Source organism: Persicobacter psychrovividus (assembly GCF_036492425.1).
Classification (GTDB): Bacteria; Bacteroidota; Bacteroidia; order Cytophagales; family Cyclobacteriaceae; genus Persicobacter; species Persicobacter psychrovividus.
Map to the genome: position 1 here is coordinate 769,105 of NZ_AP025293.1, position 18,209 is coordinate 787,313.

Below are 18,209 nucleotides of genomic sequence, written 5' to 3' on the forward strand. Positions count from 1 at the left end.
TGGACTAAAATATTTTTTCACATTAAATTTCATGATCCTAAATCTTCCATTGAACCATCATTTTTCTTTTTCAATTGCCATTCAGCGCGCCAACAATACAGCACGGGCACAATGAAAAAAGTAATCGAAGCCACCAGCATGCCCCCAAACGAAGGAATCGCCATTGGGATCATGATGTCCGAGCCCCGACCGGTGGAGGTCAGTACAGGCAAGAGCGCAATGATCGTTGTGGCGGAAGTCATGATCGCAGGCTTGATGCGTCGCTGACCAGCCTTGACGACCGCCTGACGGATTTCCATTTTATTTTCGGGGGAATATTTTTTAAAACTTTGATCCAGATAGGTGGCAATCAAAACCCCATCGTCGGTGGCGATACCGAAGAGGGCGATGAAGCCGACCCAAACGGCCACACTCAGGTTAATGGTGTGCATCTGAAACAGCTCCCGCATGTTTACGCCCATGAAAGAAAAGTCGGCAAACCATGATTGTCCATAGAGCCAAAGCATCAGGAAGCCACCACTGAAGGCCATTGATATTCCGCAGAAAACCATCAGCGAAGTGCCAACAGATTTGAATTGGAAATATAAAATCAGGAAGATAATCAACAGGACGATGGGCATGATCACTGCCAGTCGTTGTTCGGCGCGCACCTGATTTTCATAGCTTCCCGAGAACTGATAGCTGACGCCTGCAGGAACTTTCAAACGCCCCGCATCAATCGCCTGCTCAATGGCTTTTTGTGCATCATTGACTACTTCTACCTCAGAATGTTGAGGCATTTTATCAAACAAAACATAGCCCAACAAGAAAGTATTTTCACTCTTGATCGCCTGCGGACCTCTTTCATAAGCAATCTCGGCGAGCTGTCGCAAAGGGATCTGTGCACCCGTTGGGGTGGAGATCAAAATCTTTCCGATCGCTTCGGGATTGTCGCGAAGCTCACGAGGGTAGCGCACCCGAACGGCATAACGCTCACGCCCCTCAATGGTGGTGGTCATCTGCATGCCCCCGACCGTGGTGGCGATCATTTTCTGAATAGCCTCCATCGACAAACCATAGCGGGCAATTTGTTCCCGATTAGGTTTGATTAGCAAGTAGGGCTTGCCCACAATCCGATCGGCAAAGACGGCTTCCTTTTTTACTGAAGGCACCTGCTTTAGAATATCTTCGAGTTTGATCCCGAAATCCTGAATGGTCGGCAGGTCGGGACCAAATACTTTGATGCCCATCGGTGCACGCATCCCCGTTTGCAACATCACCAGTCTCGTTTCGATCGGTTGAAGTTTGGGCGCAGAAGTTACCCCAGGAATTTTCGATACCTTGGCAATTTGCTTCCAAATATCATCAGGACTTTTGATTTCCTTGCGCCAGTTGCGGTACAGCCTTCCGTCTTGATTTTCAATCAAATCGCTTTGCTTCAGCTTGGCCTTCAAACCTTCGGCATTGGAAAGGTGTCGCCCGTCGGTAGTGATGAATTTGTTTTCCTCATCCACTTTGAAGCGCAGGCGCTCGCCATAGGCATCGGTCATGAACTCGGGTTTGTAATTGATCACATTCTCAAACATGGAGATCGGTGCAGGGTCCAAAGCTGAATTCACACGCCCCATCTTCCCGACGGTCATATCGACCTCAGGAATATTGGTCAATAGTTTATCCAACTGCCCAACCACTTTTCGGTTGTAACTTACGCCCGAATGAGGCATCGAAGTAGGCATCAACAAAAAGCTTCCTTCGTTCAGCGAAGGCATGAACTCCTTGCCTGTACCCGGAAATTCGTCTGACAAATCTTTCCAAAGGGCTGTCGAACGAACCGACCAGCTAATCGTTTCCATTGGTTTGGCAAACCATGAGAAGGTCGCATTGAATCCCTGCCAGATCAGTAGCCCGAAGAAGATCACGAAAATTGGAACGCTCAGGAATTTGATTTTATTGTTCAAACACCATAGCAACATCCGTTTGTAATTGACCTCCAACAGATAGAACAAGAACAGAATCAGCCCGACGATCAGCGCAACGAAAATGAAATTCCGCCACAAACTTTCGTTCGCCCCCAAAGGCATCCAATATTTCGCCAACAGCGACACCACCCCGATGATACTAATGATGGCTTCGAGATGATTGGTCCATTGGGTCCACTTATTTTGAGGGACTTTCGGGGCGATAAATTTTTGGTAAAGCGGGATCAATCCATAGAAGAAAAGCATCCAGCCACCGAACCATTGGCGAAAAGTCAGCAACACCAAGCCCGTGACAATCCCTCCGATGCCCAAAAACAATTTCATGCGTTCACTGCGAATTTTCCAACCGAAAAACCAATAGGCGAGCGTTGGCAAAATCAACAAAGACACCACCAGGGCGGACAAAAGCGCAAAGGATTTGGTGAAGGCGAGCGGACGAAACAGTTTGCCCTCGGAGGCTTGCATGGTAAAGACTGGCACGAAGCTGACGATCGTCGTCGCCACTGCCGTAATGATCGCACTGCCGACTTCTTTTGCACCTATATATATCGTGTCAATTAATTTCTGTTCGGGAGGCGCTTCGTCGAGATGTTTGATAATATTCTCCGACATGACAATCCCCAGATCGACCATCGTCCCGATCGCAATGGCAATGCCCGACAGCGCCACAATGTTGGCGTCCACGCCCGCATAGCGCATCACGATAAAGACCGACAGCACCGCAATCGGCAACAGACTTGAGATCAGCAAGGAGGCCCGCAGGTTGATCACCATCACGATCACCACCAAAATAGAAATTAAAACCTCCATGCTCAAGGCTTCGCGCAAAGTGCCGAGGGTTTCGTGGATCAGGGTCGAGCGATCATAAAACGGAACGATCGTCAGCTTGCTCACCCGCCCGTCCTTCAATGTTTTTTCAGGCATGCCCGGCGCCATCTGTTTGATTTTTTCCTTTAGTTTATTAATCACCTGCAAAGGGTTGGCACCATAACGGGCAACGACCACTCCACCGACTGCCTCGGCGCCGTCTTTGTCCAACAGTCCGCGACGGTTCGCAGGACCCAGCTTCACATGCGCCACATCCTTTACCCGAACCGGTACATTGTTCTGAACAGCCACCACCGCTTCTTCAATGTCTTTAGTGCTTTTGATCAGCCCAAGCCCACGGATCAAATATTCCACCTGATTGATCTCGACCGTCTTCGCCCCAACATCTTTATTGGATTGCTGAACGGCCTTCATCACTTGCGAAAGCGACAGGTGATAAGCATTCAAGGCATCGGGATCAACATCCACCTGATACTCCTTGACATACCCACCGATCGAAGCAACTTCTGCCACCCCTTCGACAGCGTTCAGCCCATACTTGACCAAAAAGTCCTGTGCCGAACGAATGTCCTGAAGGCTCCATCCGCCCGTCGGCTGATTGTTTTGGTCGCGCCCTTCAATTGTGTACCAAAACACCTGACCCAATGCCGTCGCATCAGGGCCCAATGTCGGGCTCACCCCCGCAGGCAACAAACCCGCAGGAAGGGCATTTAATTTTTCGAGGATCCGCGAGCGCGACCAGTAAAACTCGACGTCCTCTTTGAAAATAACATAGATACTTGAAAAGCCGAAGACAGAAGACGAACGCACCGACTTAACGCCCGGCAAGCCAAGCAAGTAAGTCGTCAGCGGATACGAGACCTGATCCTCAATGTCCTGAGGAGAATGCCCCGGCCATTCGGTAAAAACAATTTGTTGATTTTCCCCGATGTCGGGAATGGCATCAATAGCCACCGGATCGGAGGGGAGCCCACCGATTTTCCAGCCAAAAGGCGCCGTGATGATCCCCCAAACCACAAGGGCGAGCATCAACAAGACCGTCACGAGGCGGTTATGTAGAAAGAATTTGATCATGATTTTTTGATAGACCGTATTGGTTCAAGCGTCTCGCTTGGACTTTTTTGAACCGTGCTTGCTTAGAATGATCAGTCCAAGCGGGACGCTTGAACTATAAGTATTATTAGGGGCAGGGGATGGAACGCTGTACGGATACACCTCTGTGTGTATCCAAATTTTATCCGATTCAGAATTGATTTGGGCAGACACATAGGTCAGCCCGTACAGTTGTCAAACAGAATTTGATTGCTCGATGTAGGGACGTTGCATGCAACGTCCGTACCGATAGGCACAAAAATTTCATCACGATGTCTTTAGTCCAAGCGGGACGCTTGAACTAAAAAGGCATGAACATACCGCAATGACCCCTGACTTTAGTCGGGGGCAGGTCTAACAAATAAACGACTGAATGCTCAGCCGGAGCGCCTGACCGTCGGGCGACGGTGGGGCTTCCCGAAAAATATTTTCGGGCGCACGGTGATGCTCCGCCATTAAGGCGCAGAGCAATTGCCATGCCTGCAAGAAAATATCGTGGGAGTTGATCGCCTGTGGAGCGATGAAGTCAAAATGGAAATCCAGCCGTTGAAAGACATCCTGAATTTTTTGTACACTCATCTCATTGCGACAGCCGTGATTTTTTTCGGAATGCTCCGTAGGCATCGGGCAACAGGATGGTGCTTTTTGATAAAAGGCAACGCTCATCAAATGATTACCCATATAATGCTTGTCCACGACGATACCGATCGTCGAGAGCAACACGAGCATAGATAGGATAATATGTGAGATGCGTTTCGCCATTTGAGCTGTAAATTACAATGTTTTGTGTTTTATTGGAATAGTGGATGATTTTTTTTGCTGAAAAATTGAATCAGCATCAGCTTAAAACCTCTTGATTTACAGGGGCTGTTTTTTGAGGCGTAAACTGTTACTGACCACCGAAACGGAACTCAGTCCCATCGCCAGCCCCGCAATCATGGGATTCAGCAGAAAACCATTGAAAGGGTAGAGGACACCCATGGCCAGCGGAATACCGATCAGGTTATAAATAAATGCCCAGAACAGGTTTTGATGAATTCCCCTGACGGTCATTTTTGACAATCGGAAGGCACGAAGAATAGCGTGGAGGTCGTTGGTCATCAGGGTGATTTTGGCCACTTCCATAGCAATATCCGTCCCCTGTCCCATCGCCATAGAGATGTCGGCAGTGGCGAGTGCTTCGGCGTCATTGATGCCATCGCCTACCATGGCCACAATTTTCCCTTCGGCCTGTAGCTGGCGGATAAAGGCGGCTTTTTCCGAAGGGAGTACGCCCCCCTTATAATGATCGATACCCGCCTGTGAAGCCATGTGTTTGGCTGTTGTTGGGTGATCGCCCGTGAGCATATAAGGCGTAATGCCTGCTTTTTTCAGGTTGCTGATCGCTGATGATGCCTGAGGTTTGAGTTGATCCTGAATGGCAAAGATGCTCAGGATCTGGTGATCGTCAGCAAAATAAACGACCGTATGTCCAAGCTCCTGCCACTGTTCAGCCTGTGTCTGTACGGTTTCGGGAAGTTGCTGATATTGTGAAGCCACCAGGCTGAGGTTGCCTACCCAATACCATTTCTGATCCTGAATTTGGGCACGAACCCCTTGCCCCGTGAGGCTTTCGAAGGTTTTCAGTGGTGGGATTTCATCGGCTGGCGTAGTTTTGGGAAGTGCTTTAAGTACTGCAGAAGCCAAAGGGTGTTCCGAAGATTTTTCTATTTGTTCGAGGATATCTGCCTTACTTTTATCCGCCCAAAACTGATGCACTACCGCAGGCTGACCTTCGGTGAGGGTTCCTGTTTTGTCGAGCACTACCGTATCGACACGATGGGCAATTTCAAGGCTTTCGGCATCTTTAATCAGGATATTTTCTTCAGCTCCCTTGCCTACGCCCACCATGATGGCCGTGGGTGTGGCAAGCCCCAAAGCACAGGGGCAGGCAATAACCAAAACCGTTACCGCCGACATCATTGCCTGTGGGAAAAAGGCCATACCGCCAAAAAACAGCCACAGGGCAAAAGTCAGCACAGATAAAAAGAGGATGGTCGGCACAAAGATACTGGCAATTTTATCGGCCAATTTTTGGACGGGAGCCTGTGAGCCCTGTGCCTGCTGTACGCGCTCAATCATTTGTCCGAGGAGGCTGTCTTTTCCTACTTTTTCAGCCTGGAAGTGTAATATTCCTTTTTGGTTTATCGTTCCCGCAAACAGCTTGTCGCCCGCATTTTTTTCGACCGCAACAGGCTCTCCCGTGAGCATACTTTCTTCCACAAAAGAGTGCCCCTTGATCACCTGCCCATCCACAGGAATACGCTCGGCAGGGTGCACGAGTACCTCCATGCCTGCCTGTACTTCATGAATAGGGATTTCCACAAACTCCTGTGCCATTTTCACTTTGACAAATTTGGCCTGCATGCCCATCAGTTTTTGAATGGCGCTATTGGTTTTTGACTTTGCCCGCTGTTCGAGCCACCTTCCGAAGGAAATAAAGGTGATGATCACTGTGGAGGCTTCAAAATAAACATGCGGTTCCATGCCTCTTTGGAGCCAAAAGGCAGGATTTAAAGTATTAAAAACACTGAAGCCAAAGGCAATGCCTGTACTCAGGGCCACAAGGGTGTCCATATTGGCATTTCCATGTTTGGCGTGTTGCCAGGCATTGATATAAAATGAGCGTCCGAAAATCCCTAAAACAGGTACCGACAAAAGCATTGAGAGCCATCGGCCAGCCTCCCAATCCATGAATAACATGCCGATAATGACAACAGGAAGGGTGAAAATCATGGCCCAGAGACTTTGGCTTTTCAGTTGCTGTAATTTTTGATTTTGCAGCTTTTCCCTTTCAGCAGTGGGGTCTTCTATTTCAAGCAATAATTCAAAGCCTGCCCGTTGAACGGCTTCCTGCAAAGTTTTTTCTCCGATAGGTGCTTCCATACTGACTTGCACCTGATGGGTGGCCAAATTGACTTGTGCTTCTTTAACCCCTGCAACGGCCTGTAAAGCCTTGCTTACCTGAGCGGCACAAGAGGCGCAGCTCATGCCTTTTACAGGAAATTGCTGATATCTGAGGGGCGTTTCGGTGAGTGCATTGCTTTTCATGGGATGGTTGTTTTGTGTATTACAAAGGTCGGTCGGGCAGATCGGTTTTGTGTTATGGAATTTTGCTTTTGGTTTATAAGATTTTGCTGAAGATACCACTAATTGGGGGCTTCATGATTTTTTTTAGGCATTAAATCGACTGGGGGTATTAATGAAAAGGAGCAACAAAAGGGGGGGATAATTGGTAGTGTAGGCATTAATAGCAATAGAGAGCGATGGGTTTACTGAAGGAGTTTAAGGAGTTTGCGATTAAGGGCAATATGATTGATATCGCCATTGGGGTAATTATCGGGCAGGCATTCAATAAGGTGGTGGATGTGCTGGTAAAGGAAATTATGCTTCCCCCTTTGTCGTACATTACGGAAGGAATTGACTGGAGTGAGTATGAGGTGGTGCTGCGAGAGGCGGGGAAAGCAGCGGATGGCTCAAAAATTACCGAGATCGCGATTGGTTATGGAAAGCTGATTGATGCGGGGATCCACTTTATGATTATCGGGCTGAGTGTCTTTTTTGTGGTTAAGGTGATGAATGCCTTTAGGAACCAATCTGATGATCCTAAAGATGGCACGGTTAAAACACCCAAGAATATTGAATTGCTCAGTGAGATCAGTGATTTACTGCAAGAACAGCTCAAATTACAGAAGGCTCAACGCCCTGATGGAGACCAAAAGTCAGGTCCTTCAGAAAAGTAGGGACAAAAAAAAATGCCCTTGAAAAGGCATTATGGCTCCTCGACGATCGAGGGTTTTTTAAGAATTTTTCACTGATGATTCATCGGGTTGAATCGCCGAGGGCAATACATCATTGCCCTTGCGTCAACCTTCGCCGATGAATCAATTAGTGTGATGGGTTGTGCTCGAAAGTTTTGCGGGTTACGCCAAAACCATCCTTTACAACTACAGTGTAAGTCCCTTTAGGCATACGCTCGAAACGGAATGGTTTCATGAAGTTGTCTTTGTCTTTTACAGCTGTTTTTGCAACCAATGAACCTGCTTCATTATATAGTGATACCACTACTTTAGAGTCCATGTTAGCCATGTATAACACTTTGTAAGTTTCAGCATTCGAGTTAGAGATCACTCGGAAGAAAGATTTTCCTTTAGCAGCTTCATTGTCGTTGGTACCTGCAAAAGCGAAAGATGCTGTCAATAATAGGGCGAAGGCAATAGATAAGAATTTTTTCATCGTTGTAATTGATTTGTGTTATTTGCTAATTGATTACATTACAAATGTACGGGGCTATTTTTATTAAATTCATATGATTATGATCTTTTTAATTGACCTGATAGGCTCCTGCGGCAGGTCGGATTACGAGATTTTCAAAATGGCCTAAAAAAACAGGTGCATCTTGCCAACTTCCCGAAAAAGTATATTTCATTATCAAAAGCCTTGATTGCGGTTGCCCAATGTTAAATTTAGAAGTGCTGGAGGTCGATTTTGCGAGTTTCAAAATTAAGGGGCTTTTGCAGGCTCAAAATTGTGTAATTGTCAATTCACACGGAACCACCATCGTGGGGCGTCCTCCTGATGACTTCTTAATCTTGGGGTTGCTGAATTAAAAATACCGTGAATAGGGTGTTGCTTGGCGGAGGGTTATTGCAATGAAATGGATGATTATTAATTATTCGAGCACCTGAAGGAATTATTGTTTTAATGCTGACCCTTTCCGTGGAGGGCTTTGTTCTTGAACTTTTCTGTGGTGGGGGATAGAAAATGAAGTTATTTGAAAATGTTGATCAGCGGAGGGACAATGTTGATGGTATGCCTGTAACTATAAGCTTCTTTTTCGCCTTGAATTATTCAAATTGTCATGTGAGTCGTTAAGAATAACATCTCTACATGCATTTCAAATTCAGATAGCACCACCTAAAATCCTTAACTTATATGACATTGACATGGTCGGTGATGATTAATCCCATTTTGATAAGCTATTTTTGACAGCATGCGCAATAAAGATCACTTATTCCTTTATCAATGCCTCAATCCTGTCGATGGCCTCGGGAGTCAAGACTTTCAGGGTCTGAATATGGGCTGTTTCTGTTACCCATAAATTTTTGGGTTCATAGGCGGCATTGAAGAGGTTTTCACCATGACTCAAAGGCACCTGCTGGTCATTTTTACTGTGAATAATTAATTTGGGAATAGCTTTGATCATGGCGATATCTCGTACGGCCACATATTCCTGATTGAATTTTTCTGGCGACTTTTCAATCTGGGCTTTCAATATGCTAACGGGCGCGTACGCCATCGCAAGCCGCTGAGCGGATTCCACAGCACCGTCGAGCACCAACGCATCCACCTCTTGCTGATGATCTTTGGTGATTTTGACCGCCAGTTGCCCTCCGAGAGAACAACCGTAAACAATGGTTTTAAGTTGCTCAGGTTTAACGCTGCCAATGAAGTGAGCAAAACCCGCCTCGGTATCTTTCATCACCCCACGGTAGCTGGGCTTGCCGTTGGATTTTCCATATCCTCGCCAATCTACCACATATACTCCAAAGCCATTTTCTATCAATGGCCGAATCAGGTATTGAGCAGTCGATACATTACCTCCCGCGCCATGAATAAAAAAGATGTTGGCTTTTTTTGGCGTGGAAGGCTCAAACTGATAGGTATATATTTTCAGGGAGTCGTCCACCGTCAGGCAGGTGGTTTTGTGGGGCAGATCATCCATAGGCTGCATGGCCTTTGAAGGAAAATAATACAGTACCGACTCATCATTTTCTACCATGGCACGAATTCTCGGGTTGGTTTGGTAAAAGTAAACACCTACGCCAAGGGTAGAAAGTAAAAGAAACAAGGTGGCTGAAGCAAATATTTTCAGGGCAGTTCTCATGAGGAAAGGTATAAAGGTTGAAGGTGTTTTGATTAGGGAGCAGACGCGCCAGTATAATCGTGAATCGGCTCTTTGTGAAGATGTATTTGTTACATATTTTGAAAAAGAAGCTTATTCGGTATTAATGAATATAAATAAAATCTGAATAAATATAAAATATTTACTCATTATAAGTCAAAGGTTTAGCCTGTGTGAATTTGAATCGGATAAAATAGTTGTTGGACAGAAGCGTATTTCAATGATCATTTCAATATATTAGTGAAGTTACGATTCAATCATACATATTTATTTTATCAATAGATTAGTGGAAGTGATGAGGTTATTTTTCAGTGAATAGACGCCTGTAGTTTCAGCGTGCATAACAGTTGGTGTCTTCTTTTCCTGATTTCGATCCCTGTTGAATCAATTGGGTATCACCTGAATATTTAATCCTTTTACAGTCATTTTTCTTGTTTTTTATAATCCAATAATTGAATAAAAATGGGTTTATTTATTTTTTTTGCCATGGTGGCTGCTTTGTGTTTAGCGTATTATGGATACCTTCGAAAAAGCTCTTGGCAGTCGCCAGATGGGTATTTCCCGACTAAGTGGAGGAAAATCCTTCAGGAGAAAGTCGCTTTTTATAATGGTCTGACGGCTGAGGAACAGGAACACTTTGAATGGAAAGTGGAAGAATTTATTCTGAACCATAAAATTACGGGTGTCCGTGTTGAGATTGATAAAGTGGACAAGCTGCTGGTAGCGGCAAGCGCAGTAATTCCCATATTTAAATTTGCTGATTGGCGTTATGATAATCTCTTCGAGGTGATCATTTATCCTGATCATTTCGATAAGAATTTTGCCACTGAAGGGGAGGGGCGTAATATTCTGGGCATGGTAGGAACAGGCTATATGGAAGGAAAAATGATTCTTTCAAAAAGGGCCCTGCATGATGGTTTCGCCAATGAAAAAGACAAAAGAAACACGGCCATTCATGAATTTGTGCATTTGGTGGATAAAATGGATGGTGTGATCGATGGGGTACCTTCGATGTTGCTTGAGCGGCAATATACGATTCCGTGGATCGACCTGATGAAAACAAAAATTAAGGAGATTCATGAGCGTTCGTCGGACATTAATGCCTACGGTGGTACGAATGAGGCAGAGTTTTTTGCGGTGGCGAGTGAGCATTTTTTTGAAAACCCCAAAAGCATGCAACGCAAGCACCCTCAGCTTTACGCTTTGCTCGAAGAGATTTTCGAACATGATATGGCCGAACGCGAGCAGGTACTCCGCCGAATGGAAATAGGCAGAAATGCCCCTTGTCCGTGTGGAAGTGGGCAGAAATACAAGCGTTGCTGTGCTTAGGGGCCACGAGCCATAAATTTTCAGCCTTTCCGCTCAAAATTGAATATTTTTATGATTAGGTTGTAAGCATAATCAATCTATAACCTTATTCACTTTTTTAAAATGTCACAGGATCAACTTCAGCAAGTATTAAATCTGATCGATGAAAAAAACAGGCAGGACCCGAAAACCATCAACAGCAATGGGGAGGAACTGACCGAAGAATTACTGTATTCGCAACGAATGACCGCTTGGCTTTTCAAGATGGAAACCTCGCCTGCCGCTGAGCTGCAAATTGCCGTTAGGGCCAATCATGTTGGGCGCTGGGAAAGCCCACGGACCGACTATCCAGAAGGGAGAAAGGGATATTTGAAATGGCGTACGGACTTGATTCAGCACCACCTGCAACTTACCCACCAAATGATGGATCAGGCGGGATTTGGTGAGGCGCAGAAACAGGCAGTCAGGAAAATTATGGAGAAAAAACACATCAAAAGAGATGCTGATTGTCAGACTTATGAAGATGTGATTTGCCTGGTTTTTCTTGAAAATTATTTGGCGGATTTTTATGCTGCCGCAGATATCGAGGAAGAAAAAATGGTCAGTATCATTCAAAAAACATGGCATAAAATGTCGGCCAAAGGGCAGGAGATGGCATTGACAATCCCTTTCTCTGCTGAGGCACTTGATTTGGTGAAAAAAGCACTTTAGCATAGCCTGTCGAAAATATGCCATCACCCCAATAAAAAACATGATTTCTACCGCCGTAAGGACGGTGCATGCGACGTCCGTACCGATAGGTGAAAAATAATCGATAGCCCAGCTTAATGGTGTTCCCTAAGTGATATGCATTAACGGATATTTATTTATAAGCAGGGTGGTTGTGGTAGTTGCCGACAGACAATACAGAATTTCAATAATAGGATCAGTATAAAATGATTTATAGAAAAGCTACTGAAAAAGATCTAAATAAAGTTGCTGAATTGTTTGATAGCTACAGGGTGTTTTATCGTAAAGAGTCTAATCTTCAAGGTGCCAAAGCATTTTTGAAGGAAAGGATTGAGCGTAATGATGCTGAAATATTTGTAGCAGAAGTTGACCATAAATTGGTGGGGTTTGTACAATTGTATCCTTTATTTTCCTCTACTAAAATGAAAAAATTCTGGCTACTTAATGATCTTTTTGTACACCCTAACCATAGAGGAAAAGGGATTTCGATAGGACTGATTGCGCGGGCAAAAAAGCTGGTAAAGGAAACGGGAGCTTGCGGAATGTCCTTAGAAACTGACAAGTCAAATTTAATAGGAAATAGCCTTTACCCCAAGGAGGGCTTTGAATTAAATGAAAGCTGTAATTTTTATGAGTGGAGCAATTCATCGGGATCGCTAAATGACGACTGAAGCTTGAATAATACGGGTTAATAATCAATCAGAGATTCGGTTTCCATAAAAATGTAAAGGCCCTGGCAGCAGCAATTTGCCAGGGCTTTTTTCTGGGGGTTAGCGCATCAAAAACCATTGAAGTCCAATGATGGTCTTGGCATCTCGGATCTGGTTGTTTTGCAGGAGCTGCTTTACTTCCTGTCGCTTGATTTTCACCAGTTGAATGTCCTCTTTTTCCGCTTTCAGGCCACCGCCTTCATAAAGTTTGTCGGTGCTTGAAACTTCAGCATAGTAAAGAAAAATCCGCTCCGAGGTACCTCCTGGAGATACGAAAAATGAGCTGATAAATTTTGGCGAATTCAGACGGTAGCCAATCTCCTCTTCCACCTCTTTTTTTACCCGCATGGCGGCATCTTCTTCGCCCTCAAGCATCCCTGCGGTCAGTTCCAAAACCCAGCCATCACCTTCTTTGGTGGAGGGGTAGCGAAACTGGTTGGTGAACAGCAGGCTGTCGGTATCTTGCTCATAAATCACGACGGCCACGGCGTCGCCTCTTTCAAAACATAGCCGCTCAATGGTTACTTTTGATCCGTCAAACTGGTCGTGTTCAATGGTGGCTTTATTGATCTTGAAAAACTGATCAAAGACGGGCTTTTCCGCTAAGATTTTATATTTCATTCTGCTGTATTTTTTTGACCAAATGGCCGTTTTTTTGAATCAATGCTGGATCAGTGTTGGTCCAATAAACCTGGCTGAAGTTCTTTTTTGGTTTTCAGTCCGAGGGATTTGAGTTTTTGTGTTTGTTTCACCAGATTATTATTTCCAGTGGAAAGTTGCTTGTAGGCGGTATCGTATTGCTCTTGTGCCCGCTGAATGCTGCTGCCCACCTTTTCAAGGTTTTCGGTAAAAAGCACAAATTTGTCGTACAGTTTGGCGCCTTGCTCGGCAATCTCCTGTGCATTTTTGTTCTGATATTCCCGTTTCCACAGGTCGTTGATCAGCTTGAGGGAAGTGATCAGATTGGTGGGGTTCATGAGCATAATTCTGCGTTCATAAGCATATTCCCACAGCTGTGGTTCGTGTTTGATCGCCGCAATATAGGCCGCTTCGTTGGGGACAAACATGATCACGAAATCGAGTGCTTTATTGTAATCGTCATACCCCTTACTGCTCAGGGCGGTGATATGATTTTTTATCGCCTGAACGTGGGCATCAAGTTCCTGAATTTTGATGCGATCTTCTTCGGCCTCAATATGGCGGGTATAGGCGTTGAGCGACACTTTGGAATCGATGATCACGTGCCGTTCATCGGGATAATGAATTACGGCATCGGGACGCATTTTTTTGTCCTCAATATCAGACCGCAGGTGTTTTCCCTGTTCATCTTTCAGCTCCTGTTCCATAAAATATTCAGTGCCTTTTCTCAGCCCTGACTGCTCCAGAATCCGCTCCAGGATAATCTCTCCCCAGCGTCCCTGGGTTTTAACTTCCCCTTTAAGCGCCTTGGTCAGGTTGTGGGCTTCGGTACTGATTTTGTGGTTCAGCGCTGCGAGTTCACGGACCTTTTCTGCCAATGAAAAACGTTCTTTGGCTTCTTTGTCATACACCTCATTTACCCTTGCCTGAAACTTGTCGATATTTTGACCGAGAGGCTGTAAAATCTGCGCCAGTTGCTCTTTGTTATGATCGGTGAACCTGGCGGTTTTTTCTTCCAGGATTTTTTGCGCCACCAATTCAAATTCTGTCTTGAATTTTCGGTGGAGGTCTTCGATTTCCCCTTTCTGCTGCTGAAGCTTTTCCTGCAGCCCCCGATTGTTGGCCTCCTGCGTTTTCAGGGCTTCCATCAGGTTTTCATTTTTTTGCTGAAGGGCATTCAGTTGTTGGCCGAGGGATTCTTCCCTGAGTTGTTGCCGCTTGGCGTCTTCAGCCATGGCTTTTCGTTGAGCTTCTTCCGTGGCGAGCAATTTTTCAAGTTGTGTGCTGCGCCCGGAAACTTCATGGAAATCATCGTTCAGGCTGTCAAAGCGATTTTGCTGCTCGGCGAGTTGTGCATGAAGATTCTTGAGGTCAGACTTGTGCTCGGCAAGGGATTGGCCCGCCTGCATTGCCTGTTGCTGGGCATTGTTGAACTGCTGACGGACTTCTTCCAGTCGAGATTTCAGCTGATGATTTTCCTGAGCACTCAGGGCAACATTTTGTTGCTGCTGTTTGCCCCGCAACTGTGCCAGCAGGTAACCGAGGGCCAGGCAGATGAGTCCGGTAAGTATAGCAAAGAGAAGATCCATAGGGGTGGTTTTTAAAGTGAGAGAATCAGTAGTTGAAGGCGTGGCATATTACTTTTGTTCGAGCATTCTGACAATGATTTTCATGGCATGGGCGGCAGCATTTTTGGCCATTTGTGGGTAGGTCATTTCTGCCTCTCCATCTGCCTGATCCGAGATACTGCGGATAATCACAAAAGGCTTGCCCAGGCGGTGAGCCACCTGTGCCACTGCGGCTCCTTCCATTTCAATGGCGTCGGCACGAAAGTCTTTTCGCAGCTGCTCAACCTTCTGGTGATCGGCAATAAACTGATCGCCAGTAACAATAATTCCGCAGTGTGCATGCGCTTTTCCAACCACCTGCTGTGCTGCCCGAAAGGCTTGCGTGACAAGTTGTGGGTCGGCATGAAAATAGCCATTTTTGTCGCTTGATGGCACGAGAGCGGGCTGGGCATCAAAGGGGCGTGCATCGAAATCATGCTGGAGCAGGGATTCAGAAACAACAACATCGAGCAGTTTATAGTGAGGATTGGCAGCTCCAGCAATACCTGTAAACCAAAGCGATTCCGCCTTGAAATGATCTAACAGCAGGGTAGCCGTTAGGGCCGCATTGACCTTCCCAACCCCTGATTTGGTAAGGATAATGGGCTTATCGGCGATGGTACCCTGATAGAACCACTGCCCAGCGATCAGGGTAGAGTCGGAAATGCTCATCTGTGACTTTAAGTCGGTGATTTCCTTGTCCATGGCGCCGAGGATGGCGACCTGTGCCTTGGTGATGGTACTGCAAAAAACACAGAGGAGCAGGCCAATGAGTGCGGGTTTAAATACTTTTATCGTCAATTTTTTAGGGATTATTTTTTAAGCTCAATTCACAGAACCAGTAATCAGCATCCCAGGTATCTCCTTCTTTTTGGGGATAATGGTGCAGGTGATTTTCCCCAATGACTATCGGGATGGGGGCACTGAAAATCGGTCCATCGAAAACAAAGGTATGAAATTCTCCATTTTCTCCACAAGGATCCACATTGTCGGGCAGGCGGTCGATCCATTGCTGATCAATCACTTTTCCGACAAATTCCTCCCCAAGCAGGCGGGCATTGGTACAAACCACAACGGCCTTGAAGCCCAGATTGATAAAATGCTGAAGGAGCTTTTTGGTGTTGAGTTTCCACAAAGGGAATACGCCCCTGATGGCCTGTTGCTCAAGTTGTTCCTCGCGGTATTTTCTTAAATCTTCCAGAAAAATATCCCCAAATACAGCCCGCTCAAAACCTTCCTGCTTGAGCTGCTGCATGGCCTCGGCCATAACCTTATTGTATTGCTCAAGATTTTCCGATGCAGGCAGCGCCACTTTTTGTACGGGCAAGCCGAGGGCTTCAGCCTGAGCATCGAGCAGTGCCTCGGCAACGCCATGCATGGTAATGCGCCTTTGTTCCTGCGAGATGGTGGTCAGAAGTTTAGTTACCGGGGCATTGCCCGTTGCGCGGTGTTTGTACAATGCCATGGCGGCATCTTTGCCTCCGCTCCAGTTGAGATAGGTTTTCTTATTCATACCAAATACTGATTTCCGATAAATTTTTTCGGTGAAGATTCGGGACTTTGGCCTCATCGGCAGGGTAGCCCACAGGCAGGAGCAGGTAGGGCTTTTCGTTTTCAGGGCGTTCAAGAATTTTATGCAAAAAATTCATGGGGCTCGGCGTATGGGTGAGTGTTGCCAGCCCTGCTTCATGAATGGCATTGATTAAAAATCCACAGGCAAGCCCAACGGATTCATTCACATAGTAATTTTTATGTTTCTGTCCTTCGATCAGGTCGTAAGGCTTTTTGAAAACAATGATCAGGTAGGGCACAGTGGTCAGGAATGGTTTGTGCCAGTCGGTTTCAAAAGCTTCGAGATCCTTGAGCCAGGCTTCGCTCATTCGGCCATGGTAATTTTCGTACTCTTCTTTTTCTGCGGCTTCCCTGATTTTTTGCTTCAGTGTGGGATCACTGATCACGCAGAAAGTCCAAGGCTGTTTGTGAGCCCCACTTGGCGCACAGTTGGCGGCTTTAAGGATATTTTCGATAACCTCCCGCGCCACAGGGCGATCGGAAAATTCCCGCAAACTTCGGCGCTGGTTGATTTTTTCAAAATAATCGGCAGCAGCCTTTAAGCTTTGCTGTTCATCAAGCACAGGCGCTGTATATGGGATAAATTTATCGGATTCAGTGTTCATAGCATTGTTATTGATCGGCCTTCAGGCTTTTAAAGTGCCTCCAAAGGGTTTTTATAAATGTAGGTATAGCCCAGTTGCGTGATGCCTTTTTGGGGTGAAATCATTTTTTGGCGGTCGGCCATTGAGGCGAAGGTCGGTGGTTTCAGCCCATTTTTTTTCGCCGCCTGTGTATAAAATTCACTGCGCAAAGGGTGTTCTGGGCAGCAGACATTGAAATCTTCATTGGGCTGTGGTTGGTGGATCAGCCTTTGGGTGAAGCCTATGGCATCGTCAAGGTGCAACATATTGATGACCTTGTCCTCCAGGTTTTCTTTGCCAGCGAGGAATCGTCCTGCTTTTCGGTCGCCGCCAAAAAGCCCTGCAAAACGGAGAATATTCACCTTGCTGAAATGCTTTTTGAAGATCAGTTCCGCTTCATGAAAGTGATTTTCAGGCTGATCGGGAAGATCGTTTTCGGTGACTGCAGTGGGCGAATCGTTATAAACTCCTGTGGTACTGATAAAAATTACCTGATTGATTTCCGCTTTCAGCAAGTCATCTTTGAGTTGGTGGATGGCCTCCAAATAGTCCATCGCTTCCCGCTTTTGGCGCCTTGGGGGAATATTGACCACGACCAGATCACAGGCCTTGAATGCTGCAGGCAGGGGATCAAGTCCGATGCGATACTGAAAGGCATCGATGCCCTTATCTTTCAGCAGGCTGAGCTTTTGCTGTTGGGTGGTCGTTCCGATAATTTGTGTGCCCGCATTGGTCAAAAAACTGCCGAGCGGAAGCCCAAACCATCCACAGCCAATAATTCCAATTTGAAGTTTGTCTGATGTCATGGGATGAAGTTACAAAATCAGCCCAAAAAGCAATAATGCTGCAACTCATAAATAATACTTGTTTTTTTATTGCCCACTGATTCCAGCGTTTTCAACAGATATTTAGCCTTCATCAACCGGATAGCAGCCATTGTAAATGAGGGCATCATCGTGCTTCTTTTGGGGGCTCCGCACGTAAATGTTGCCCCGCTGTAAAATTAGGATCGCCGTGTATTTCGGTCAGCATAATATTGATAAAAATGAGCCGCCGTTTTCATGGCCATAATCTATCGCGATCGTCCCTTTTGTGCTCAATATTTAAGTCGATAGGTTTGCCCCACGACGGAGTCCTGCGACAGATTTTGATGTTGGTTTTTGATGTTTTTCGCAGCCTTAGGCACTTAGCGGATGTTC

At 46.0% G+C, this 18,209-nt stretch carries 15 protein-coding genes; 4 read left to right on the forward strand and 11 right to left on the reverse strand.

Annotation, left to right across the window (positions count from 1 at the left end; all coding sequences use genetic code 11):
* Positions 1-29: 29 nt before the first annotated feature.
* The 3 genes from AABK40_RS16405 to AABK40_RS16415 form a co-directional block, all read right to left on the reverse strand.
* On the reverse strand, positions 30-3,860 hold the full coding sequence (locus AABK40_RS16405) for an efflux RND transporter permease subunit (protein ID WP_338398180.1): 3,831 nt from the start codon (positions 3,858-3,860) through the stop codon (positions 30-32).
* Between the two features lie 372 nt (positions 3,861-4,232).
* On the reverse strand, positions 4,233-4,640 hold the full coding sequence (locus AABK40_RS16410; RefSeq protein WP_332922022.1) for an HYC_CC_PP family protein: 408 nt from the start codon (positions 4,638-4,640) through the stop codon (positions 4,233-4,235).
* A gap of 96 nt (positions 4,641-4,736) precedes the next feature.
* Positions 4,737-6,968 carry a heavy metal translocating P-type ATPase gene (locus tag AABK40_RS16415; protein WP_338398181.1) on the reverse strand — a complete coding sequence of 744 codons (2,232 nt, stop codon included), beginning with the start codon at positions 6,966-6,968 and terminating at the stop codon, positions 4,737-4,739.
* A gap of 215 nt (positions 6,969-7,183) precedes the next feature.
* Between AABK40_RS16415 and mscL the strand changes: the two genes are divergently transcribed.
* On the forward strand, positions 7,184-7,660 hold the full coding sequence (gene mscL, locus AABK40_RS16420; protein ID WP_332922020.1) for a large conductance mechanosensitive channel protein MscL: 477 nt from the start codon (positions 7,184-7,186) through the stop codon (positions 7,658-7,660).
* Positions 7,661-7,805: 145 nt separating this feature from the next.
* Here mscL and AABK40_RS16425 read toward each other — a convergent pair whose 3' ends face one another.
* Together AABK40_RS16425 and AABK40_RS16430 are read right to left on the reverse strand one after the other, a co-directional pair.
* A complete protein-coding gene (locus AABK40_RS16425) occupies positions 7,806-8,153 on the reverse strand; it encodes a hypothetical protein (RefSeq protein WP_338398182.1) in 348 nt (115 codons plus the stop codon).
* Positions 8,154-8,928: 775 nt separating this feature from the next.
* Positions 8,929-9,804 carry an alpha/beta hydrolase gene (locus AABK40_RS16430; RefSeq protein ID WP_338398183.1) on the reverse strand — a complete coding sequence of 292 codons (876 nt, stop codon included), beginning with the start codon at positions 9,802-9,804 and terminating at the stop codon, positions 8,929-8,931.
* 480 nt (positions 9,805-10,284) lie between these two features.
* Between AABK40_RS16430 and AABK40_RS16435 the strand changes: the two genes are divergently transcribed.
* The 3 genes from AABK40_RS16435 (at position 10,285) to AABK40_RS16445 (ending at position 12,530) form a co-directional block, all read left to right on the forward strand.
* A complete protein-coding gene (locus tag AABK40_RS16435) occupies positions 10,285-11,151 on the forward strand; it encodes a zinc-dependent peptidase (protein WP_338398184.1) in 867 nt (288 codons plus the stop codon).
* 102 nt (positions 11,152-11,253) lie between these two features.
* The gene (locus AABK40_RS16440; RefSeq protein ID WP_332922016.1) at positions 11,254-11,841 is read left to right on the forward strand and encodes a DUF4202 domain-containing protein; all 588 of its coding nucleotides are present in this window, start codon (positions 11,254-11,256) and stop codon (positions 11,839-11,841) included.
* Positions 11,842-12,065: 224 nt separating this feature from the next.
* Entirely contained in the window at positions 12,066-12,530 is a 465-nt protein-coding gene (locus tag AABK40_RS16445; RefSeq protein ID WP_338398185.1) for a GNAT family N-acetyltransferase, read from the forward strand.
* Between the two features lie 99 nt (positions 12,531-12,629).
* Here AABK40_RS16445 and AABK40_RS16450 read toward each other — a convergent pair whose 3' ends face one another.
* The 6 genes from AABK40_RS16450 to AABK40_RS16475 are packed head-to-tail and all read right to left on the reverse strand — an operon-like array spanning position 12,630 to position 17,816.
* On the reverse strand, positions 12,630-13,190 hold the full coding sequence (locus AABK40_RS16450; RefSeq protein ID WP_332922014.1) for an NUDIX hydrolase: 561 nt from the start codon (positions 13,188-13,190) through the stop codon (positions 12,630-12,632).
* A 50-nt stretch (positions 13,191-13,240) separates the two neighbouring features.
* On the reverse strand, positions 13,241-14,797 hold the full coding sequence (locus tag AABK40_RS16455) for a DNA recombination protein RmuC (RefSeq protein WP_338398186.1): 1,557 nt from the start codon (positions 14,795-14,797) through the stop codon (positions 13,241-13,243).
* Between the two features lie 48 nt (positions 14,798-14,845).
* On the reverse strand, positions 14,846-15,616 hold the full coding sequence (locus AABK40_RS16460; protein ID WP_338398187.1) for a 5'-methylthioadenosine/adenosylhomocysteine nucleosidase: 771 nt from the start codon (positions 15,614-15,616) through the stop codon (positions 14,846-14,848).
* A 4-nt stretch (positions 15,617-15,620) separates the two neighbouring features.
* The gene (locus tag AABK40_RS16465; protein ID WP_338398188.1) at positions 15,621-16,328 is read right to left on the reverse strand and encodes a Dph6-related ATP pyrophosphatase; all 708 of its coding nucleotides are present in this window, start codon (positions 16,326-16,328) and stop codon (positions 15,621-15,623) included.
* Positions 16,321-16,992 (reverse strand): nitroreductase family protein, encoded by a 672-nt coding sequence (locus AABK40_RS16470; protein ID WP_338398189.1) that lies wholly within the window; start codon positions 16,990-16,992, stop codon positions 16,321-16,323. Before AABK40_RS16470 ends, AABK40_RS16465 begins: the two co-directional genes overlap by 8 nt.
* 29 nt (positions 16,993-17,021) lie before the next feature.
* On the reverse strand, positions 17,022-17,816 hold the full coding sequence (locus AABK40_RS16475) for a Rossmann-fold NAD(P)-binding domain-containing protein (protein WP_338398190.1): 795 nt from the start codon (positions 17,814-17,816) through the stop codon (positions 17,022-17,024).
* Between the last annotated feature and the right edge of the window lie 393 nt (positions 17,817-18,209).